Origin of the sequence: Streptomyces herbicida, from assembly GCF_032656585.1 — a bacterium.
In the GTDB taxonomy this organism is placed as follows: domain Bacteria; phylum Actinomycetota; class Actinomycetes; order Streptomycetales; family Streptomycetaceae; genus Streptomyces; species Streptomyces herbicida.
Genome location: NZ_JAUYWJ010000005.1, coordinates 465,097 through 485,155 on the forward strand (window position 1 = coordinate 465,097; position 20,059 = coordinate 485,155).

Genomic DNA, 20,059 nt, shown 5'->3' on the forward strand with positions numbered 1-20,059 from the left:
AAGGGAACGGTCGCCATGGACGCGGACGTCATCGTCGTCGGAGCGGGCCTCGCGGGCCTGGTCGCGGCGCACGAACTCACCAGCCGGGGCAGGCGCGTCGCCCTGGTCGACCAGGAGAACGCCGCCAACCTCGGCGGTCAGGCGTTCTGGTCCTTCGGCGGGCTCTTCCTCGTCGACTCCCCGGAGCAGCGCCGCCTCGGTATCAAGGACTCCTTCGATCTCGCCTGGAACGACTGGCGGGGCAGTGCCGGGTTCGACCGCGTCGAGGACGAGGACTCCTGGGCGGTGCGCTGGGCCCGCGCCTATGTCGAGTTCGCGGCGGGGGAGAAGCGGTCCTGGCTGGAGGGCCACGGCATCTCGCTGCTGCCCACGGTCGGCTGGGCCGAGCGCGGCGACCTGCGCGCGGACGGCCACGGCAACTCCGTACCGCGCTTCCACATCGCCTGGGGCACCGGCACGGGCGTCGTCGAGCCGTTCGCGCGGTACGCCCAGCAGGCCGCGCGTGACGGGCTGCTCACCTTCTTCCACCGCCACCAGGTGGACGAGCTGGTCATCGAGGAGGGGGCGGCGCGCGGGGTGCGCGGCACGGTCCTCGCCGGCGACGACTCGCCGCGGGGAGTGGCCTCCAACCGCGACCGGATCGGCGAGTTCGAACTCACCGCCCAGGCCGTGGTCGTCACCACCGGCGGCATCGGCGCCAACCACGACATCGTCCGCCGCTACTGGCCCGATCGGCTCGGCACGCCCCCCACCGAGATGGTTACGGGCGTCCCCGACTACGTCGACGGACGGATGCTCGACATCAGCGCGGACGCGGGCGTACGGCTGGTCAACCGGGACCGCATGTGGCACTACACCGAGGGCCTGCACAACTGGAACCCCATCTGGCCCGGCCACGGCATCCGCATCCTGCCCGGCCCCTCCTCCATCTGGCTGGACGCCCTCGGCCGCCGCCTGCCCGACCCCTGCCTGCCCGGCTACGACACCCTCGGCACGCTCCGGCATCTGCGCACCACCGAGGACATCGCGGGTCACGACCACTCCTGGTTCGTCCTCACCCGGAAGATCATCGAGAAGGAGTTCGCGCTGTCGGGCTCCGAGCAGAACCCGGACATCACCGCCAAGGACCGAAAGGCGGTGCTGCGCGACCGGCTGCTCGGCAAGGGCGCGCCCGGACCGGTGCAGGCCTTCCTGCGCAACGGCGCGGACTTCGTGACCGCGGACACCCTCGAGAAGCTCGTCGAGAAGATGAACGGCCTCACGGACAAGGCGCTGCTCGACGCTGCGGAGGTGCGCCGCCAGATCGAGGCGCGCGACCTGCAGATCGCCAATCCCTACAGCAAGGACTCCCAGGTCCAGGGCATCCGCAACGCCCGCCGCTACATCGGCGACCGCCTCGGCCGGGTCGCCGGCCCGCACCGCATCCTCGACCCGGCGGCCGGCCCGCTGATCGGCGTCAGGCTGCACGTGCTCACCCGCAAGACCCTCGGCGGCATCCAGACCGACCTCGACTCCCGCGCCCTGGGCGCCGACGGACGGCCCATCGGCGGGCTGTACGCGGCGGGCGAGGTCGCCGGCTTCGGCGGTGGCGGTGTCCACGGCTACAACGCCCTGGAGGGCACCTTCCTCGGCGGCTGCCTCTTCTCCGGGCGCGCGGCCGGACGGGCCGCGGCGAAGCAGACGGCCTGAGTCAGTCCGTCAGGAGCCGCGCAAGCACCGAGGCGTGACTCTCGTCGGGGGTCTTGGAGGCGGTCAGCAGCGTCACCGGGCCCTTGCGGGCCGCCTCCCGGAGGCCGTCGAGGAGCTCGGCGGCCTCCGGCGCGGCGAGCTCCGCCTCGTATCGCCTGCGGAACTCCTCGAAAGAGCCCTCGCCCGCGTGATACCAGTGGCGCAGCTCGGTGGACGGCGTGAGGGCCTTGGGCCACTCGTCCACCTGGGCCGCGTCCTTGGACACACCGCGCGGCCAGAGGCGGTCGGCCAGGACGCGCAAGCCGTCCTCGGCCTCGGGCGGTTCGTAGATCCGGCGCACGCGGACGCTCATGCACGGGCCTCCGTCGAAAGGGTGGGCGGGGAGCCTGCAGCCTACTGTTTCCACTCGCGTCGGCGACCGTTTCTGATCGGCGACGCGGTGTAACTTGACCTGAACGAGGGGGATTTTGGTCAGCTCGGCCGCCTAGTCTGTGGTGCGTTTGATCATCCGTCACCCCCCAGGGAGCGCACGTGACGCCAATCCGCAGGCAGGCCGACAGACGACGCACCGCAGTCCTCCGCCGCGAGGCGGTCCTCGCCACCGTCCCCGTCGCCGTGGCGGCACTGCTGGCCGCCGCCGGACCGGCCGCAGCCGGGACCAACGGCGCCTCCGGCGTGGGTGACCCGTACTTCCCGCTCGAGGGCAACGGCGGCTACCACGTCCGCCACTACGGCCTGACCCTGCGCTACGACACCGCCTCCCGCCACCTCGACGGCACGGCGGTCCTCAGCGCCCGCGCCACCCAGAAGCTGACCCGCTTCGACCTCGACCTCAAGGGCCTCAAGGTCACCCGCCTCACCGTCGACGGCACCACGGCGGACTTCCGCCGCGACGGACAGGAACTCGTGGTCACCCCGCACCGGGCGCTGCACAAGGGCCAGGACTTCCGCGTCAAGGTCACCTACCACGGCACCCCCAGGCCGGTCACCGACCCGGACGGCTCCTCCGACGGATGGATACCCACCGACGACGGAGCATTCGTCGCCGGTGAGCCGCAGGGCGCGATGACCTGGTTCCCGGCGAACAGCCACCCCAAGGACAAGTCCTCGTACGACTTCAGGATCACCGTCCCCCAGGGACGCACCGCGGTCGCCAACGGCGTCTTCCTGGGACAGCGCACCGCGCACGGACACACCACCTACCGCTGGCGCGAGACCGAGCCCATGGCCGCCTATCTCGCCACGGCGACCATAGGCAAGTTCAAGGTCGAGCGGTACACCACCCGCGACGGCATCCAGGTGTACAACGCCGTCGACCCGCGCGAGGCGAACGCCGCGGCGCCCGTCCTGAAGAAGCTGCCCTCGGTGCTGGAGTGGGAGAGCAGGATCTTCGGCCCCTACCCGTACCGCGCCGCCGGCTCGATCGTCGACCGGGCGCCGGACGTCGGGTTCGCCCTGGAGACCCAGACCCGACCGGTGTACGACTCGGCGCCCGACCTGAGCACCCTCGTCCACGAGAACGCCCACCAGTGGTTCGGCGACTCCGTTTCCCTCACCGCCTGGAAGGACATCTGGCTCAACGAGGGCTTCGCCACCTACGCCGAATGGCTCTACCAGGAACAGCACGGCGGCGACAGCGCCCAGAAGACCTTCGACAAGCTGTATGCCACCCGCGCGAGCGACGACCTGTGGGCGTATCCGCCCGGCAACCCCGGCAGCGGCGCGAACATCTTCGGCACGCCGGTCTACGCCCGCGGCGCCATGGCCCTGCACGAACTGCGCAAGACCGTCGGCGACCAGACGTTCTTCTGCATCCTGCGCGCGTGGGCCGCCGAGCACCGGGGCGGGCACGGGACGACGGCGCAGTTCGTGAAGCTGGCCGAGCGGGAGTCCGGCAAGCAGCTGGACGGACTGTTCCGGACCTGGCTGTACACCCAGGGCAAGCCGGGCAAGGCGTAGGGCGACCACGGGATCCTCCGGTGCGTCCACCGCAGCGCACCGGAGGAACAGGCCGTGGAACCTGACGAGTTCCTCACAAGTCTCGGCCAGGGTCGGAGCATGATCGATCGCAGAACCGCCGTCGCGCTCCTCGCATCCCCCCTCCCACTGACCGGATGCGAAGGCCGCGCCGAGGCCACTCCGCGCCCGAAGACGCCCCCGAGTCACAGCCGGAGGCCGACGGCGAGGCGGGCCCCGGAGCCGTCGGCCGAGGCGGCCGCGCAGCGGATCCCCGGTCTCGGCCCCAAGGGCCGGAACGCGACACCCGGCCGTTCGCGTCAGGTGGTCGTGGCGACCGGCCACGGCAAGGACTCGCCCGAATCGACCGTGGTCCCGCACGAGCGCACCGAAGCGGGCCGGCAGGCGGGAGCCGCCCGGTCCGCACACAACGCGCTGCGCGGCTGGAGCGACCACCACACGGCCCGGCACCTGCGCTCGCCGGTCGGCGTCCACACCCTCACCGAGGCCGGAGGCCTGCTCCGCGCCCCCGGCACCCGGCTGCCGTACCACCGCTCCACCGGATTCGTCTCGCCCGGCACCGGTTTTGCGGGCGAGCCGCCGGCCGGCTCCTTCGGCCATGTGATCGCCGTCGACTGCAACCGCAAGCCCGGCACCCCACTCCTCGACGGGACCCGCCCCCTCGGCGCGGGCCGGGGCGGCGGCATCCGGTTCCACGCCGGCCACGGCGGCCCGACCCATGGCCGCATCGGCATCGCGGAGGCGCACATGAAAGCACTGCGCCTCGCCCTCGACCCCGGCCGGCATCCCGTCGTCGTGATGGGGCACGCCGACCGGCTCGCCCTCTGAACCGCCTAGGATCCGCCCCGTGTGCGCACATGTGCTGGTCGCCGAGGACGACGAGATGCAGGCCGAACTCATACGCCGTTCCCTGCTGGCGGAGGGCCACACCGCCACCGTGGTCCACGACGGCTCGGCCGCCCTGGACGCGGCCCGCAGACTGAGACCCGACCTCGTGGTCCTCGACCTGATGCTCCCGGTGATCGACGGCTTCGGCGTGTGCCGGGTGCTGCGCGGCGCGCAGGACAACGCCGAGATCCCCGTACTGATGCTCACCGCCCGCTCGGCGGAGGACGACGTCCTGCTCGGCCTGGAGCTGGGTGCCGACGACTACCTCACCAAGCCGTACAGCCCGCGCGAACTGATGGCCCGCATCCGCACGGTCCTGCGGCGCAGCGGGCGCGGCGTCGGGGTGCGGGAGGATCCCGTCGTCCGCGCGGGCGGCATCCGCATCGACCCGGTACGGCACGAAGTGCGCTGCGACGGCATGCCGGTGGAGTGCACCCCGGCCGAGTTCCAGATCCTGCTGGCCATGGCGGGTGAGCCGGACCGGGTGTTCTCGCGACGGCAACTGCTGCAGTGCACCCGCGGCTTCGACCGGTCCTCCACCGAACGGGCCGTCGACGTCCACATCATGAATCTGCGCCGGAAGATCGAGGCCGATCCGCGCCGGCCGGTACGGCTGGTGACCGTGTTCGGGGTCGGCTACAAGCTGAGCGGCGGCCAGCCGTGAAGCCCCGGATACCGTGGCGCAAACGGCTGCTCGTCCGGCTGCTGTTCGCCTCGGTGCTGATCGCCGTCTGCTCCGTGGCCGCCACCGCCTGGCTCGCGGTCACGACCACCACCAGCGCCCTGGAGGAGGAACAGGGCCAGGACCTCGCCGCCGACAACAACATCCTCGCCCGGCTCAGCGGATACGCCGCGACCCACCCCGACTGGACCGGCGTACGGCACACGGTCAGGGCGCTGGCCGCGAAGAGCCGCCGCCGGATCGCGCTCACCACCGCCGACCGCACCCTCATCGCCGACTCCGCGCCTCACGGCACCCCGCTGCCGCCCCGGCCCGCCGCCGCCGTCGACCCCCTGCACACCGACACCTACACCGAGTCCGGCGCCCAGCTCAGCGGCATCGACCCGCGCGCGGTCGGCCCGTACCGGCTGTCGGCCGGGGAACGCGCGCACCTGGACGAGGTGGCCAGGAAGCAGCGGATCTGCTACGACCGCTACAGCATCCGCGTCACCTTGGCGCACACCCCCAGCGGCCGGCCCTTCCTTACCGACGAGGACGGCACCGCCGCGGGCGACTACGGGGGGACCGTCACGTGCGGCTACGGGCTGAACGAGCCGACCCGCACCGAGGAGAGAGCCCGCGCGGCCCTGGAACAGGGCGCCCGGACCTGCCTGGCGGACAAGGGCGTCCACCTCGGCTCCCCGCTGTTCGTCGCCTTCGATCCCGGGGGCAATACCTCCGCGACGCGGCTCTTCCCGACGAAGTTCGCCAGGATGGGCGACCCGAGGACGACCCGGAGCGTCCAGGGCTGCGTCGACAGCGCCCGCCGCGCCCAACTCGATCCCTACGTCGCTCCCGTGGCCGAGCTGTTCCTCGGCATCGGGGACCAGAGCGTGCCCCGCTTCGACATGTCCCCGGCCAACAAGGCCAAGATCGTCGGCGCGGCCGGCCTGGTCCTCGCCGTCACGGTCGCCGTCACCGCGGTGGTCGCCACCCGTCTGGTACGACCGCTGCGCGCGCTGACGGTGGCCGCGCAACAGCCACCGGAACTGCACGTGCGGGCGCGGGTGCGCACGCGGGACGAGATCGGTCTGCTGGCCGCGGCGTTCAACGACCTCACCGAGCGGCGGGAACGTCTCGAGGCCCAGCGCAGGGCGATGGTCAGCGACATCGCCCATGAACTGCGCAGCCCGCTCACCAACATCCGCGGCTGGCTGGAGGTGACCCGGGACGGACTCGTGGACCCCGATCCCGCGCTGCTGGGCTCCCTGCACGAGGAGGCCCTCGTCCTCCAGCGCATCATCGACGACCTCCAGGACCTGGCCGCCGCCGACGCGGGCACCCTGCGCCTGCACCCCGAGCCGGTCCGCGCCGAAGAACTGCTCCACCAGGTGGCCGCCGCACACCGCGTCGCGGCCGACGCGGCCGGGGTCACCCTGCGCACCGGGACCGACGGCGACCCCTGGCTGGACGCCGACCCCGTGCGGATGCGGCAGGCCCTCGGCAACCTGGTCTCCAACGCCCTGCGCCACACGCCCGCCGACGGCACGGTCACCCTGGCCGCCCGCCGCGACGGCGACCGGGTCGTCCTCACCGTCACCGACACCGGCACCGGCATCGCGCCGGAGGATCTGCCGCATGTCTTCGACCGGTTCTGGCGCGCCGAGAAATCCCGCTCCCGCCGCACCGGCGGCAGCGGTCTGGGCCTGCCCATCGTCCGCCACCTGATCGCCGCCCACGACGGTACGGCCGAGGCGGCGGGCGAGCCGGGGAAGGGTGCCGTGTTCACACTGCGGCTGCCGGGCACGGCGGCGCCGCAGGACGGGTGAGGAACGGCCCGCGCCCTCAGGGGCGCCGCCGTATGCCGACGCGCCGGTTCAGCGCGCGCCGTTCCATTTCCGTCGTGCCGCCCCAGATGCCGACGCACTGGCCCGTCTCCAGCGCCCACTCCAGGCACTGCTCCCGGACCCGGCACCGCCCGCAGACCGCCTTGGCCCGCTGTGTTTGCAGCATCGCCGGTCCTGTGGTGCCGATCGGGAAGAAGAGGTCGGGGTCCTTGTGGCGGCATGAGGCCTGCTCTCGCCAGTCGCCCATGGGAAGTCACCTGCGATCGATGTCGTCCGCGCCCTTGCACATGTGTAACGCGAGTTCGGGTCACCGTCGACCCGGCTGTGAAACACATGAGTTCTCGGGAGAGCGACCGGGAACGGGCTCACTGCTCCCGCATGCCCCAGGGCGAGCCGTAGGCGGTCAGCAGGTCCAGGAACGGGCGGGCCGGGAACGCCTCCGGGCCGAGGACACCCGAGCCGGACCAGGCACCATCGGCGAGGAGTTCGAGGGCGACGACCGGGTTGACCGCCGTCTGCCACACCACGGCCTGGCAGCCGTACTCCGCCATGGACCACTGGTTGTCGACCACGTGGTACAGATACACCTCGCGCGGCGCGCCGTCCTTGGTGCCGCGCACCCAGGTACCCGCACAGGTCTTGCCGCGCATGCGGTCGCCCAGCGTCGCCGGGTCGGGCAGACAGGCGGCGACCACGTCCCGCGGCGACACCGCGACCGGTCCGTCGGCGCCCGGCACGGTCACCGGGTCGGTGCGGTCGAGGCCCAGCAGGTGCAGCGTCTTGAGTGTCTCGATGAACTCCCGTCCCAGCCCGTACTTGAAGGTGACCCGCCGGGCGTCGACCCAGCGCGGTACGAGCAGCACCTCCTCGTGCTCGACGTTCACGCACTCCACCGGACCGATCCCGTCGGGGAAGTCGAAGACCTCCGGCTCGCTGAACGGCGCGGTGGTGAACCAGCCGCGCTCCGCCTCGTACACCACCGGCGGGTTCAGACACTCCTCGATGGTGGTCCAGATGCTGAACGACGGAGCGAAGTCGTGGCCGTCGACGGTGAGGTTCGCGCCGTCACGGATGCCGATCTCTTCGATCTCGTCGAAGAGTTCGTCGGCGGCGTACCGGGCGAACACGTCCGACAGGCCGGGTTCCACGCCCATGCCGACGAGCGCCAGCGCGCCCGCCTTCTCCCAGTCGGCGGCCAGCTCGAACTGCTCGTCGCCCAGCTTGATCCCGCACTCCTCGTACGGACGCTCGGCGTGCGGCCGCGACAGGGACATCGCCATGTCGAGGTAGGTGGCGCCGGCCGACCGTGCCGCCCGGAACAGGGGCATGACGAAGCGCGGGTCGGTGGCGTTGAGGAGCGCGTCGCAGCCGTGGCGGGCCAGCAGCTCAGCCACGGCCGACTCGTCGCCGGCGTCCACGCGCTCGGCGCGGAACCGGGAGGCGTCGGCGCCGAGCGCCGCGACCGCCGCCTCGGCCCGTGCGAGGTCGTAGTCGGCGACGACCATCAGGTCGAAGAACGGACGCCGGGCGGCGATCCGGGTGATGGCGGTGCCGACACCGCCTGCTCCCACGAGCAGCACACGCATGGCGAAATCCCTCACGATCGAATGTCGAAGTCGAAGACAGGCGCGCCCTGGCCCGAGATACAACGCCCCGGGCTCACGTAAGGTCAATGGCGTTGGCATAAGAGCGCTCGCGGGAGGGTGGAGCATGCCGAAACCGGTGGTGCCCGAGGAGAAGCGGCGGCGGCGCCGGCCGACCAGGAGCGGCACCGTGCTGTCCGAGCGGCTGATCGTCGAGACCGCGCTGCGCATGCTGCGCGAACACGGCAGCGCCGGGCTCACCGCGCGCCGGCTGGGCCTGGCCCTGGACTGCGACCCCAGTACGCTGTACCGCTACTTCCGCGGTATGGACGACCTGACCCTGGCCATCGGCGACGCGCTCATCGGGCAGGCGCTGCGGGGCTGGGAGCCGACGGGGGAGTGGCGGGCGGACCTGCGGGCGATCGGGCTGCGCATCCACGCAGCGTATGTCGCGCACCCGCAGGCGGCCCTGCTCACCGCGAACCGGGTCACCGGACGGGCGCACGAGCTGGCCGCCGACGAGGCCGTCCTGGACGTGCTGCGCAGGGCGGGCTTCCCGCTGCCGGAGACGGTTCGCGTCTACCACGCCTTCATCGACCAGACGCTGGCCTTCGCCGCCCTCGACGCCGCGTCCCTGGCCCTGCCGAGCGCCTCCCAGCGGGCCGACGACGACAAGTGGAACTCGACCTACGCCCGTCTGCCGCGCGCCACCCACCCCCGCATCGCCGAGGCGGCCCTGCTCCTCGCCGCCCGCATGCCCACCAGCGCCTATCCGACCGCCCTGGACATGCTCCTGGACAGCGCGGCCGGCACCCTGGCGGCCCGTACGGGGCCGGAGCCGGCCGAGGCGGGGAACCGCCGGTCGGCGAAGCCCGGTTCCTGATGCGGTGTCGCTACCCGTGCAGTGTCTCCGCGGCCGTGGCCACCACTGCCTCGGCCAGCGCCGCCAGCGCGGGGGAGTCGAGCTTCCACTGCTGCCAGAACAGCGGGACGTCGACCGACCGCCGCGGTGCGAGGCGGACGAGGCGGCCGGTGCGCAGGAGCGGGTCGGCCTGGGCCTCGGGCACCATGCCCCAGCCGAGGCCCGCGGCCACGGCCTCCGCGAAGCCCTCCGACGTCGGAACGTAGTGCCGCAGCGCGCTCGCCGCCCCACGGCCCTGCGACAGCGTGCGCACGAAGGCGTCCTGGAAGTCGTCCCGCCGGTCGAAGACCACCACCGGCGCCGCGGTGAGCGTGTCCCGCAGCGGCCCGCCCGGATGCGCTTCGGCGAAAGCGGGGTTGGCCACCGGGAGGTAGCGCATCCGGCCCAGGGCGCGCACCGAGCAGCCGGGAACGGGGTCGGGCGACGAGGTCACCGCCGCCATCACCAGCCCCTCGCGCAGCAGCGCCGCCGTGTGGTCCTCGTCCTCGCGGCGCAGTTCGAAGCAGAGCCGCGGCTCCTGCGGCACGCGCGTCAGCGCCCCGAGGAACCAAGTTGCCAGCGAGTCCGCGTTCACCGCGACCGACACCCGTGTCGGCTCCCCGGCACCGCTCATGCCAAGTTCGCCGCGCGCGTCCCGCTCCAGCCGGGCCAGCTGCCGGGCGAACCGCACCAGCACCTCGCCGGACTCCGTGGGCCGCACCGGTTTCGTGCGCTGGAGCAGCACCCGGCCCGTGCGCTGCTCCAGCGCCTTCACCCGCTGACTGACCGCCGACGGCGTCACATGCAACGCCGCGGCCGCCGCGTCGAACGTGCCCTCGTCCACCACCGCCAGCAGCGTCCGTACCTGGTCGAGGGGGAGCTCCGACATCATGTGCGCCCTCACTTCGTCATGACGAGCGCTAATGGTACGTAAAAATCTTTAGCTGTACGTGCAGTGATCCGCTTGCTTAGCGTCAAGGACATGTCCAACGCCTTGACCGCCGCGGCCGCCGGATTCGGCACCGGCCTCTCCCTCATCGTCGCCATCGGCGCCCAGAACGCCTTCGTCCTGCGCCAGGGGGTACGCCGCGACGCGGTCCTCGCCGTCGTCGGGATCTGCGCCCTGTCCGACGCCCTGCTCATCACGCTGGGCGTCGGCGGCGTGGGGGCCGTCGTGGTGGCGTGTCCCGGTGCGCTGACCGCGGTCGGACTGATCGGTGGCGCCTTCCTGCTCTGCTACGGCGCCCTCGCCGCCCGCCGCGTCCTCAGGCCCGGGACCGGGCTGAGGACGGACGGCGAGGCGGCGGGCTCCCGCAGGCGCGCGGTGCTCACCTGCCTGGCGATGACCTGGCTCAACCCGCACGTCTACCTGGACACCGTGTTCCTGCTCGGCTCCCTCGCCGCCGACCGCGGCGCCCGGCGCTGGACCTTCGGTCTCGGGGCGGCGCTCGCGAGCCTGTGCTGGTTCGCCGCCCTGGGCTTCGGCGCCCGGCTGCTCGGCCGCTTCCTCGCCCGCCCGTCGGCCTGGCGCGTCCTCGACGGGCTGGTCGCCGCGACGATGATCGGCCTCGGAGCCGTGCTCGTCGCCGGATCGTGAGACAGGGGTCGGGCGCCGCCGGATCGTGAGACAAAGCGTTTCTGCAGCTACCGGAGTTGCTGCCATAGTGAGCTCGCAATCGAAAGATGTAGTGAGCAACCACAGCGAGCAACAGGAAGCCCGTGGACACGAGCGAGAGCACAGGCAGCAGCACCGAACCGCAGTCCGACGCGACCGCTGCGCCGGCCCCGCCCCGGCGCGGCTGGCGCCGCTGGGCGATGGACACCCGCCCGCTGCGCCGCCCCGCCTACCGCCGGCTGTGGTCCTCGACGATCGTCACCGCCGTCGGCAGCCAGCTCACCGCCGTCGCCGTACCCAAGCAGATCTACGACATCACGCACTCCTCGGCCTGGGTCGGCTACGCGAGCCTCGCCGGTCTCGTGCCGATGGTGGTGTTCGCGCTGTGGGGCGGGGCGGTCGCCGACACCGTGGACCGCCGCAAGCTGCTGCTGGTGACCAACGGCGGGATAGCCGTGACCTCGCTGCTGTTCTGGGCGCAGGCCGTGACCGGGCTCGACTCGGTCGTCGTGCTGATGGTCCTGCTCGCGATGCAGCAGGCGTTCTTCGGCCTCAACGCACCGGCCCGCAACGCCTCCATCGCCCGGCTGGTGCCCGCGCAGGAGCTGCCCGCAGCCAACGCCCTGGGGTCGACCGTCATGCAGACCGGGCTGGTGGCCGGGCCCCTGCTGGCCGGTGTGCTGATCCCGGTCATCGGCCTGCCCGAGCTGTACCTGATCGACGCCCTGGCCCTGTGCGTCACGGTCTGGGCCGTCGTACGGCTCCCCGCACTGCCGCCGCTGAGCCGAGCGGTGGCCCGGCGCGCCGGCTGGCGGGAGATCGCGGCGGGCTTCCGCTACATCTCGCTGCACAAGGTGCTGCTGCTCTCCTTCCTCGCCGACATCGTCGCCATGGTGCTCGGCATGCCCCGCGCGCTGTTCCCGCAGCTGGCGGCCGAGACGTACGCGTCGTACGGGGAGGGGCTGGCGCTCGGTGTGCTGTTCGCCGGGATCCCCGTGGGCGCCGTGATCGGCGGGCTGTTCTCCGGCACGTTCTCCCGGGCGCGCCGGCACGGCTGGATGGTGATCGGATCGGTGGTCGGCTGGGGCGTGGCCGTCGCCGGGTTCGGACTGACCAGCAACCTGTGGGTCGCCCTGGCGTTCCTGGCCGCCGCCGGAGTTGCCGACATGGTCTCCATGGTCTTCCGCGGGGCGATCCTGCTGTCCGCGGCCACCGACGAGATGCGCGGCCGTATGCAGGGCGTGTTCACGGTCGTCGTGGCGGGCGGCCCGCGTCTGGCCGACGTGCTGCACGGCACGGCGGGCTCGGCCTTCGGTCCGCGCGCCGCTGTCGCGGGCGGCGGCCTGCTGGTCGTGGTCGTGATGCTGGGCCTGGCCGCCGCCGTGCCGGCACTGCGCCGCTACCGCGTCTGAGGCCCTACAGCGGGCCGCGCCGGCGCAGCGAGTACTGGTCCATCAGCTTGCCCCGGGTCATCTCCAGCCGGTGGGCGAGGATCTCGGCGACGGTCCGCACCAGCGACAGCCCGAGCAACGGGTCCTCCACGGACAGGCCCAGCACCGCCGCCGCGTCGAACTCATAGGCGCGCACCGGACTGAAGGCCACCGCGCCGAAGTCCCACTGGTACGGCGGGAACAGCCACGACCAGCCGAGGAGGTCGCCGGCGCCGAGGGTGGCCACGGTCACCCGTTGGTGGGACGTCACCTCCTGATCAAGGTTGACTGCGCCCGAACGGATCACCCAGAAGCGGTCGGCGGTGCCACCCGCCTCGAAGATCCGGGTGTCCTCCGGGAAGGAGACCTCCTGTGCCAGCTCCATCAGACGCTCGCGCTGCACTTGCGGAAGGGCGGTCAGCAGTTTTATCGCTTTGGTCATCGCGGAGGGCTCCTCGCCGGCGGGGGTTTCCGGTGTTTTCCCTGCACCCATTTCAGCCGCTGCCGCCGCCCTGAGCACCTCGGCGGAGCGGAGATCCTCGGGATTCGGTGCCTGCGGGCATGAAAAAGCCCTGGCTGGACGGGGGAAGCCAGCCAGGGCCGTAAGCGGTGACACAGGGAGGACTGTCGCGGTCGACTCCGAGGCCACGTATGCGTGAACGGTAAACCACCTACGGTGGCTTCGCGTACTCGGGAGCGGGTCACGTGACCGGTTTCACTTCTTCTCGTCGCCGTGCCTGCCCGGCACGGCGATCTCGTCCAGCGCACGGAACACGGCCTCGTACGCGCAGGCCCGTACGGATGCCTCCCGGGCTCCTTCCGGATCGGTCGACCGCAGGTTGTCCGCACGGGCCCGCCAGGCCCGCTCCTCGGCCGCCGCGCAGTCCCGTCCACGCTGGATGCGCCGCAACAGCTCGCTCGAATCCACGACGTCGGTCATACCGTTCCCATACCCCGAAACGATGCCCCGATCGGACCGTTCACGGGTTTGGCGGCGCCCGGAGCGGTCAGTCGGAGGAGCGGAACCCGTTGCGCGCACAGTGCGTGACCGGGAGGAAGCGAGGCTGCCTTGAACGCCGGTGCTGTCCTGCGCAGTGCGCGGGTGCGTGCCCGTCACGGGGCGGCGGGCGCGGTGACGGAATGGGCCGCCCGGGCCGGTCTCGTCGCGCGCGGTGTCATCTACCTGCTGGTGGGACTGCTGGCGCTGGGCGTCGCCCTCGGCCACCAGAAGAGGCAGGCGGACAGCAGCGGGGCGCTCACCGAGCTCGCGGACCAGCCGTTCGGTGCCGTCCTGCTCTGGGCGCTGGGCATCGGGCTCGTCGGCATGGCCGTGTGGCGGCTGTCCGAGGCGCTCTTCGGCTCCGTCGGACCGGACGGCCGTACGGCACGGAAACGGCTGCTGGGGCTTGCGCGGTGCGTGTTCTACGCGGTCGCCGCCACGTCCGTGCTCGCCTTCGCGGCGGGCTCGGGCGGCGTCCGGTCCAGCGACGCGCAGTCCCGCGACGTCACGGCACGCGCACTCGGCGTCCCCGCCGGCCAGTGGCTCGTCGGTGCGGCCGGGGCCGGTGTCGTCGTCGCTGGCGTGTGCATCGGCGTCCAGGCCGTGCGGCGGGTGTACCCCGAGGACCTCAGGACCACCGAGATGTCCGAGCGGACGCGGCGCTGGGTCGACGTGACCGGCGTCGCCGGCGGACTCACCCGCGGCGTCGTGTTCGCCGCGGCGGGCGTCTTCGCCGTGAGCGCGGCGATCGCCTACCGCCCCGAAAAGGCAAAGGGCCTCGACGGCACCCTCAGAACCTTCGCCGCCACCCCGGTGGGGCCCTGGCTACTGGCGGCGGTTGCGGCCGGGTTGGTGCTGTTCGGGGTGTTCTCGTTCGCAGCGGCGCGTTGGTGTCGGGTTTGAGCGCGCGGTCGGGACTTGCCGGGCTGGTGCGTGCCCGGTCGGGGCTTGCCGGGCGGTTGCGTGCGCGGCGCGTTTCCCGCTCGGCGGTCATGCCTTGCGGGGTTCGAGTGGCGCTCGGAGGGGGCGGGCCAGACCCATGACCGCCTCGTCCAGGCGTTGCAGATGGCGCAGTACCCGGTCGGTCACGCGGTCGTAGCGCGGGGTGGCGAGGGTGCCGGGCTTGAGCAGGGAGGCGATGCTGGGGCCGGTCTCGACCGCGGAGCCGGCGTGCGGGTCGGTGACGTGCCCGGCGATCGCCTCGATGTTGTGCACGATCCGCCGCCCCACCCCGCGCAGCCGGGGATCGGCGGCGATCGAGGGGTACGCGGGCAGGAGTTCGGCGGTGGCCGCCAGCGAACGGGCGTGATACGCACAGGTCTCCAGCAGGGCCACGACATGGCGGGCCGTGTCCCGGCGCGACCGCTGCGGTGCGATCGGGTGGGTCAGCGGCTGGGTGGAGGCGCGCAGGTCGGCCAGCGCCTGGTCCAGCTCCCGTGCCCGGTCGAGGAGATCGGCCGGGGGTCCGCCGCTCAACTGGTCCACCGCGGCCCGGGTGACGTCGGCCAGCCGGTTCAGCACGCCGGCCAGGAGTTCGTTCGTACGGCGGTCGGTGCGCACCGGCAGGACCACCGCCGCCGCGAAGACCCCGCACGCCGCGCCCAGCGCCGTCTCCTCCACGCGCAGCACCAGGACCGATGTGCTGTAGGTGTTGAGCAGTGTGTACAGCAGCCCCAGCATCGCCGTCACGAAGAACGACATCAGTGTGTAGGAGAGCGGTGCGGTGTAGAACATCGCGAAGATGAGCAGCAGCACCAGCCCGAACGCCGTCCACGTGTGGTGCCCGACGAGTCCCGCCAGTGCGATGCCGGCCACGACGCCGAACACGGTGCCGAGCAGCCGGCGATAGCCCTTGACCAGGATCTCCCCGGTGGACGCGGTGTTGATGAACACGATCCAGCAGGTCAGCACCGCCCAGTACCAGCGATTGCCGGACAGCAGCTCACCGCCGACGATGGCGAGCGCCGATCCGACCGCCACTTGCACGGCCGCCCGCGTGGTCGGCCGCAGCAGGCCGGTGGGCTGCGCCGCCTCCCGCTCGTCCTCCTCCTCGCTGCCGATCGCCGCGTCCTCCGCGTCCAGCTCCTCGCGCGAGCGGGTCGTCGCGGGGGTGTCCGCGGACTCGTCCTGCGGCCCGTCGAGGGCGATCCGCAGCCCCAGGACCGCCCGCGCGGCCTCGCCGATGCCCCGGAAGACGTCCTGCACGGCGGACGGGGCATCGGGCAGGTTCTCCTCCTCCCGGTAGCCGAGCAGCCGGTTCCGCAGCCGCGACAGCGCGGTCCCCGTGTCCTCGCCGACGGGCCGCAGCACCAGCAGCCGCAGCGCCTCCAGCGCGCGGCGCAGCTCGGCGGCCCACTCGTCGCGCGCCGGCAGCTCACCCCCGGAGGGAAGGGGCGCGCCCGGCAGATGCAGGGTGAGCGTGTCCGCCCGCTCGGCGCTGCGCGCGGTCAGCAGCATCAGCCCGAGCCGCTCGGCGGCGATCTCGGCGTCCGCGATCCGGCGCTGGAGCATCCGCGCCACCGCCTCGTCGGAGGTCCCGTCCTCCAGCCGGCCCTGGATCAGCAGAGCCGTCTCGTGCAGCCGGGCCGTCCTGACCCGGACCACCTCGAGGGCCTTGTCCACGTCGGCGGGGCCGGCGTCGAGCAACTCGATCTGGGCCTCGACGAGTTGGGCGAGCCGGGCGCGGAAGGCCCGCCGCAGCCGGTCGAGGGTGCCCGCGGGCGTCTGCGGTACGAGGACGAACCGGGCGACCGCGCCGCACAGGAACGCCACGACGATCGCGCCGTAGAGCCCCGGCAGCGTCGGCACGGTCGTGTGCACGAACAGCGAGAGGAAGTAGATCTGGAAGCCGATCAGGCCGAGGGCCGTACCGCGGTCCCCGTACCGGCGGCCGTAGACGGCGCAGAAGATGAGCGCGACGAAGAACAGGTCGCCGGCCACGACGTGTGCGCTCAGCAGCGCGCCCAGAGACACCGAGACCAGGGCCACCGGCAGCCCCAGGGCGAGCGTGACGGCCTGCCGGCCCCGCTGCTTCTCCCGGATGGCGAAGGTGGCGACCATCGCGGCCATGGCGGCGGCCACCAGTAGGGTCACATCGGCCCCCACCAGGGCCAGAACGGTCAGCGACAGGCTGATGGCGAGGACGGTCCGCAAGCCCGCCGTGAGCCGCAGCAGGCCGGGATCGGACGCCGCGAGACGGTCCCGCAGTTCCGCCCGCACCGACCGTCCCGCAGTCCTCACGCCGTCTTGCTCTTTCCCGTGTCACGTCGTGATCCCGCACCCAGCATGGCACGGTCCGGCCCCCGGCCACCTGGGACGGCCGCCGGTCGGGAGCGCAACCGAGCGGCGGCCGACAGGGTGCCCTTCGTCAGCTCGACGGGCCGGCGCCGCCGCGGCCCTCTACATACGCCCGCACCTGTTCGGGCGTCATATAGACGTCGGTGTACTCGAAGTCCTTGAGCCTCGCGGCCTTGCGGGCCTGGAACCCGGTGCGCACGAAGTCGTCGCCCGCGACCGCGTTGAGCAGCCAGTTGGTCATGACCCGGGTCTTGGCGACATTGGTGCGCAGCGCCGACCAGTGGTAGCCGCGGGCGACGACCTGGGCGGGCAGGCCGCGCAGTTCGATGCCCAGCGGCTTGGACACCGCGTCCTTGCCGCCGAGGTCGACGACCAGCCCGAGGTCCCGGTGCTCGTACGGGCGCAGCGGCCGGTTGCGGAGCGTCGCGATGACGTTGTCGGCGACCCTCCTGCCCTGGCGCATGGCGTGTTGCGCGGTGGGCGGGCAGACCGCGCCCTCCTCGTCCTTGGCCCGGTCCGGCACCGCGGCGGCGTCGCCGAGCGCGAACACGCCGTCGTGGCCCGAGAGCGACATATGGGCGTCGACCACGAGCCGCCCCCGCACGGTCTCCGCGCCGAGCGTGGCGATCAGCGGGCTGGCGACCACACCGGCCGTCCAGATCAGCGTGCGGGTGGGGACCACCCGGCCGTCGGTGAACGTGACCTCCTCGGGGCCCGCCTTCGCGATGGACACGCCCAGCGAGATGTCGATGCCACGGCGGCGCAGGATCTCCTGCGCGCTGCGGCCCAGCTTGTCGCCGAGCTCGGGCATCAGCTTCGGCGCGATGTCGATCAGATGCCACTTGATCAGGCCGGGGTCCAGCCGCGGATAGCGCTTGACGGCCGCGTGCGTCAGCCGCTGCAGACAGGCGGCGGTCTCGGTGCCGGCATAGCCGCCGCCGACCACCACGAACTGCAGCCGCGACGCGCGCTCCGCCGGGTCGTGACTCGCGTCGGCGAGGTCCAGCTGGGAGATGACGTGGTCGCGGACGTAGGCGGCCTCCGCGAGGGTCTTCATGCCGAAGGCGTAGTCGGTCAGGCCCGGGATGTCGAAGGTGCGGGTGACGCTGCCCGGCGCGAGCACGAGGTAGTCGTACGACTCGTCGACGGTCTCGTCGGTTATCGTGCGGATCACGCAGACCTTGGCCTTGAGGTCCACGCCGATGACACCGCCCGGGATGATCCGGGTGCGGTACTTCTTGCTCCGGCGCAGCGACACGGCGATCGACTGCGGCGTGAGCACGCCGGAGGCGACCTGGGGCAGCAGGGGCAGATAGAGCTGGTAGGCGGACGGCGTCACCAGGGTGACGTCGGCCTCGTCCGGGGCGAGTTTCCGTTCCAGGCGGCGAACACACTCCACTCCGGCGAAGCCTGCGCCAACCACCAGGATCCTGGGTCGTGTCACGTTGTTCATCCCTTTCTGCGGCTCCAGGCGGTCCGACTCGACGCCGTTCGCATGCCCCGGATCGCTGCTTCGCACCACATCGATCCCACCGTGGCCCGAATCGTTCCGCCAGTCGGGTCCGGCAGGCAGACGAAAGCGTGGGCACCAGCATGCCCCTGCGCGGCCCCGAGTAACCCGCGTGTCGCACGGATATGCGGTGTACTGCTGAGCCTGTGGCAGTCCGAGGGTTCCCGGCACGGCGCGCGCGCCGGTCGCGGCGGGCTCGAACCCGGCGTCCGGAAAACGCTCCTGCACCCCGACCTGCGCGTCGTAGAGTGCGCGACATGGCGCAGACACGGCCCGGTTCGGGCTTCCAGACGCGGAACATCGACGCACGGAATCCCGAAGCGGCGGCACCCCTCATCGGCGCCCTGGACGTCCAGGACGCCAACCCCGGAGTACGACGGCTGCGCGCCTGGGCCCACGAGGCGCTCGCGCCCAAGGACGGCGAGCGGACACTGGACATCGGTTGCGGGACCGGTTCATGGACACGGGAACTGGCGGCCGCCGTCGGCCCCGACGGCTCCGCCCTCGGCGTCGAGCCGAATCCCGCGCTGCGCGCGGTCGCCGAGGATCGCGCGGGCGGCAGCGGGGCGCGCTTCACGGACGGCGACGCCCTCGCGCTGCCCCTGCCCGACGCCTCGGTGGACGTCGTGTGGTGCGAACGCGTGCTCCAGCATCTCGCCGAACCGGACCGGGCCGTCGCCGAGATGGCCCGGGTGCTGCGCCCGGGCGGCCGCGTGGCGCTTCTCGACACCGACTGGGCGACCACCATCCTGCACCCCGGCGATCCGGAGATCATGCGGGCACTGACCTCGGGCGCCCTCACCAATGCGGCCAACCCCTACTCGGGACGCCGCCTCGTCGGCCAGCTGACCGCGGCCGGATTCGTGGTCGACGACCGGGGCTCCCAGGCCCTTCTCCAGGACCACCGGTCCGTCGCCTGGCCGCTCATCCGGATGCTGGGCGAGTCGGCGGTGCGCCGCGGACTGCTGACCGAGGCCCAGCGCGACACCGCGTACACCGGTCTTGCCGAGGCCGCCGAGCGGGGAGCGCTGCACATGTCCGTGACGATGTTCGGCGTGGTCGCCCATCGCCCAGGCTGACCGATGACCATGCGGGAACGTTCCGCCACCAGGCCGTGACCAGGCCGCCCGTCGCCGGGACGAAAGGTCCGTCACCAGCGAAGAAAGGCGTGCACCTCCTTGCCCGTCTCCGTGACGACCACGCTGACCTGCTCGCACAGCGTGTGAATGAGATGCCAGCCGATGCCGCCCCCGCCCTTGCTGGGCCGGAACGGCCGCGGCTCCGGCCGGGTGGTGCTGGTGTCGTGCATCGTGACGTGCACGCCGTCGAACGTGCGGCGCATCCGCAGTTCGAAGGGGCCCGGCGCGTACTGGACGACGTTGGCTGCCAGTTCTGTGACGACCAGCAGGATGTCGTCCCAGTACTCCGGAGCCGCCGGCGGCGACCTGCGTGCGAGAGCACACAGGAATTCCTCCGCGGCGAGTCGTGTACCCGTCACGTTCCGTAGATCGCCCGGGAAGGAGAACGTACGCTCCAGCGTCTCCTCGGAGGGCGGTGTGTCGTCCCAGCGCGGCCCGATCGGCATCTCGTCTTCCTCAGTCCTGGGAGAGTAGGACTGCTGTCGGTGCTCATCCGTCCCACCGTGCGAGTTCCCAGGGTCG

At 72.3% G+C, this 20,059-nt stretch carries 19 protein-coding genes; 10 read left to right on the forward strand and 9 right to left on the reverse strand.

The genetic code is table 11. The features are described from left to right. The first annotated feature begins 15 nt into the window (after nucleotides 1-15). Entirely contained in the window at nucleotides 16-1,689 is a 1,674-nt protein-coding gene (locus Q8A52_RS14340; RefSeq protein WP_316751799.1) for an FAD-binding dehydrogenase, read from the forward strand. A gap of 1 nt (nucleotide 1,690) precedes the next feature. Here Q8A52_RS14340 and Q8A52_RS14345 read toward each other — a convergent pair whose 3' ends face one another. Further along, nucleotides 1,691-2,041, reverse strand: a complete 351-nt coding sequence (locus Q8A52_RS14345) for a DUF488 domain-containing protein (RefSeq protein ID WP_316751801.1) — start codon at nucleotides 2,039-2,041, stop codon at nucleotides 1,691-1,693. A gap of 179 nt (nucleotides 2,042-2,220) precedes the next feature. On the opposite strand from Q8A52_RS14345, the gene Q8A52_RS14350 reads away from it, so the two are divergent. From Q8A52_RS14350 to Q8A52_RS14365, 4 genes are all read left to right on the forward strand, one after another. Next, nucleotides 2,221-3,648 (forward strand): M1 family metallopeptidase, encoded by a 1,428-nt coding sequence (locus Q8A52_RS14350; protein ID WP_316751803.1) that lies wholly within the window; start codon nucleotides 2,221-2,223, stop codon nucleotides 3,646-3,648. 99 nt (nucleotides 3,649-3,747) lie between these two features. Further along, nucleotides 3,748-4,494, forward strand: coding sequence for a hypothetical protein (locus Q8A52_RS14355; RefSeq protein WP_316751805.1), 747 nt, complete (start codon nucleotides 3,748-3,750; stop codon nucleotides 4,492-4,494). 19 nt (nucleotides 4,495-4,513) lie between these two features. Continuing rightward, nucleotides 4,514-5,218, forward strand: a complete 705-nt coding sequence (locus tag Q8A52_RS14360; protein WP_316751806.1) for a response regulator transcription factor — start codon at nucleotides 4,514-4,516, stop codon at nucleotides 5,216-5,218. Further along, nucleotides 5,215-7,044 (forward strand): sensor histidine kinase, encoded by a 1,830-nt coding sequence (locus Q8A52_RS14365; RefSeq protein WP_316751808.1) that lies wholly within the window; start codon nucleotides 5,215-5,217, stop codon nucleotides 7,042-7,044. The genes Q8A52_RS14360 and Q8A52_RS14365 overlap by 4 nt, the downstream gene beginning before the upstream one ends. A gap of 16 nt (nucleotides 7,045-7,060) precedes the next feature. On the opposite strand, the gene Q8A52_RS14370 is transcribed toward Q8A52_RS14365, so the two are convergent. Continuing rightward, nucleotides 7,061-7,309, reverse strand: a complete 249-nt coding sequence (locus Q8A52_RS14370; RefSeq protein WP_316751811.1) for a WhiB family transcriptional regulator — start codon at nucleotides 7,307-7,309, stop codon at nucleotides 7,061-7,063. 118 nt (nucleotides 7,310-7,427) lie between these two features. Continuing rightward, on the reverse strand, nucleotides 7,428-8,648 hold the full coding sequence (locus tag Q8A52_RS14375) for a saccharopine dehydrogenase family protein (protein WP_316751812.1): 1,221 nt from the start codon (nucleotides 8,646-8,648) through the stop codon (nucleotides 7,428-7,430). Between the two features lie 124 nt (nucleotides 8,649-8,772). Between Q8A52_RS14375 and Q8A52_RS14380 the strand changes: the two genes are divergently transcribed. Continuing rightward, the gene (locus Q8A52_RS14380; protein WP_316751814.1) at nucleotides 8,773-9,528 is read left to right on the forward strand and encodes a TetR/AcrR family transcriptional regulator; all 756 of its coding nucleotides are present in this window, start codon (nucleotides 8,773-8,775) and stop codon (nucleotides 9,526-9,528) included. Between the two features lie 10 nt (nucleotides 9,529-9,538). Here the strand turns inward: Q8A52_RS14380 and Q8A52_RS14385 are convergent, their stop codons facing one another. Then, entirely contained in the window at nucleotides 9,539-10,438 is a 900-nt protein-coding gene (locus tag Q8A52_RS14385) for a LysR family transcriptional regulator ArgP (RefSeq protein WP_316751817.1), read from the reverse strand. A 90-nt stretch (nucleotides 10,439-10,528) separates the two neighbouring features. Here Q8A52_RS14385 and Q8A52_RS14390 point away from each other — a divergent pair, with 90 nt between their 5' ends. Both Q8A52_RS14390 and Q8A52_RS14395 read left to right on the forward strand, forming a co-directional pair. After that, nucleotides 10,529-11,143, forward strand: coding sequence for a LysE/ArgO family amino acid transporter (locus Q8A52_RS14390; protein WP_316751819.1), 615 nt, complete (start codon nucleotides 10,529-10,531; stop codon nucleotides 11,141-11,143). Nucleotides 11,144-11,265: 122 nt separating this feature from the next. After that, the gene (locus Q8A52_RS14395; RefSeq protein WP_316751821.1) at nucleotides 11,266-12,573 is read left to right on the forward strand and encodes an MFS transporter; all 1,308 of its coding nucleotides are present in this window, start codon (nucleotides 11,266-11,268) and stop codon (nucleotides 12,571-12,573) included. A 4-nt stretch (nucleotides 12,574-12,577) separates the two neighbouring features. Here Q8A52_RS14395 and Q8A52_RS14400 read toward each other — a convergent pair whose 3' ends face one another. Together Q8A52_RS14400 and Q8A52_RS14405 are read right to left on the reverse strand one after the other, a co-directional pair. Further along, nucleotides 12,578-13,033 (reverse strand): Crp/Fnr family transcriptional regulator, encoded by a 456-nt coding sequence (locus Q8A52_RS14400; protein WP_316751825.1) that lies wholly within the window; start codon nucleotides 13,031-13,033, stop codon nucleotides 12,578-12,580. Between the two features lie 273 nt (nucleotides 13,034-13,306). Further along, nucleotides 13,307-13,531 carry a hypothetical protein gene (locus Q8A52_RS14405; protein ID WP_316751828.1) on the reverse strand — a complete coding sequence of 75 codons (225 nt, stop codon included), beginning with the start codon at nucleotides 13,529-13,531 and terminating at the stop codon, nucleotides 13,307-13,309. Nucleotides 13,532-13,660: 129 nt separating this feature from the next. Here Q8A52_RS14405 and Q8A52_RS14410 point away from each other — a divergent pair, with 129 nt between their 5' ends. Next, nucleotides 13,661-14,494, forward strand: a complete 834-nt coding sequence (locus tag Q8A52_RS14410; RefSeq protein WP_316751830.1) for a DUF1206 domain-containing protein — start codon at nucleotides 13,661-13,663, stop codon at nucleotides 14,492-14,494. Between the two features lie 87 nt (nucleotides 14,495-14,581). Here Q8A52_RS14410 and Q8A52_RS14415 read toward each other — a convergent pair whose 3' ends face one another. After that, the gene (locus Q8A52_RS14415) at nucleotides 14,582-16,831 is read right to left on the reverse strand and encodes an FUSC family protein (RefSeq protein ID WP_316751832.1); all 2,250 of its coding nucleotides are present in this window, start codon (nucleotides 16,829-16,831) and stop codon (nucleotides 14,582-14,584) included. 127 nt (nucleotides 16,832-16,958) lie between these two features. After that, a complete protein-coding gene (locus tag Q8A52_RS14420) occupies nucleotides 16,959-18,341 on the reverse strand; it encodes an NAD(P)/FAD-dependent oxidoreductase (protein ID WP_316751834.1) in 1,383 nt (460 codons plus the stop codon). Nucleotides 18,342-18,655: 314 nt separating this feature from the next. Here Q8A52_RS14420 and Q8A52_RS14425 point away from each other — a divergent pair, with 314 nt between their 5' ends. Continuing rightward, a complete protein-coding gene (locus tag Q8A52_RS14425; protein WP_316751837.1) occupies nucleotides 18,656-19,477 on the forward strand; it encodes a methyltransferase domain-containing protein in 822 nt (273 codons plus the stop codon). Between the two features lie 71 nt (nucleotides 19,478-19,548). Here Q8A52_RS14425 and Q8A52_RS14430 read toward each other — a convergent pair whose 3' ends face one another. Further along, complete coding sequence (locus Q8A52_RS14430; RefSeq protein WP_316751838.1) at nucleotides 19,549-19,983, reverse strand: ATP-binding protein; 435 nt, start codon at nucleotides 19,981-19,983, stop codon at nucleotides 19,549-19,551. Nucleotides 19,984-20,059: the final 76 nt, after the last annotated feature.

Bases quoted from the DNA above. Each gene is read 5' to 3' on its own strand.
- Q8A52_RS14340 (WP_316751799.1), top strand. From the start codon at position 16: ATGGACGCGGACGTCATCGTCGTCGGAGCGGGCCTCGCGGGCCTGGTC.
- Q8A52_RS14345 (WP_316751801.1), bottom strand. From the start codon at position 2,041: ATGAGCGTCCGCGTGCGCCGGATCTACGAACCGCCCGAGGCCGAGGAC.
- Q8A52_RS14355 (WP_316751805.1), top strand. From the start codon at position 3,748: ATGATCGATCGCAGAACCGCCGTCGCGCTCCTCGCATCCCCCCTCCCA.
- Q8A52_RS14370 (WP_316751811.1), bottom strand. From the start codon at position 7,309: ATGGGCGACTGGCGAGAGCAGGCCTCATGCCGCCACAAGGACCCCGAC.
- Q8A52_RS14375 (WP_316751812.1), bottom strand. From the start codon at position 8,648: ATGCGTGTGCTGCTCGTGGGAGCAGGCGGTGTCGGCACCGCCATCACC.
- Q8A52_RS14380 (WP_316751814.1), top strand. From the start codon at position 8,773: ATGCCGAAACCGGTGGTGCCCGAGGAGAAGCGGCGGCGGCGCCGGCCG.
- Q8A52_RS14385 (WP_316751817.1), bottom strand. From the start codon at position 10,438: ATGATGTCGGAGCTCCCCCTCGACCAGGTACGGACGCTGCTGGCGGTG.
- Q8A52_RS14390 (WP_316751819.1), top strand. From the start codon at position 10,529: ATGTCCAACGCCTTGACCGCCGCGGCCGCCGGATTCGGCACCGGCCTC.
- Q8A52_RS14400 (WP_316751825.1), bottom strand. From the start codon at position 13,033: ATGACCAAAGCGATAAAACTGCTGACCGCCCTTCCGCAAGTGCAGCGC.
- Q8A52_RS14405 (WP_316751828.1), bottom strand. From the start codon at position 13,531: ATGACCGACGTCGTGGATTCGAGCGAGCTGTTGCGGCGCATCCAGCGT.
- Q8A52_RS14420 (WP_316751834.1), bottom strand. From the start codon at position 18,341: ATGAACAACGTGACACGACCCAGGATCCTGGTGGTTGGCGCAGGCTTC.
- Q8A52_RS14425 (WP_316751837.1), top strand. From the start codon at position 18,656: ATGGCGCAGACACGGCCCGGTTCGGGCTTCCAGACGCGGAACATCGAC.
- Q8A52_RS14430 (WP_316751838.1), bottom strand. From the start codon at position 19,983: ATGCCGATCGGGCCGCGCTGGGACGACACACCGCCCTCCGAGGAGACG.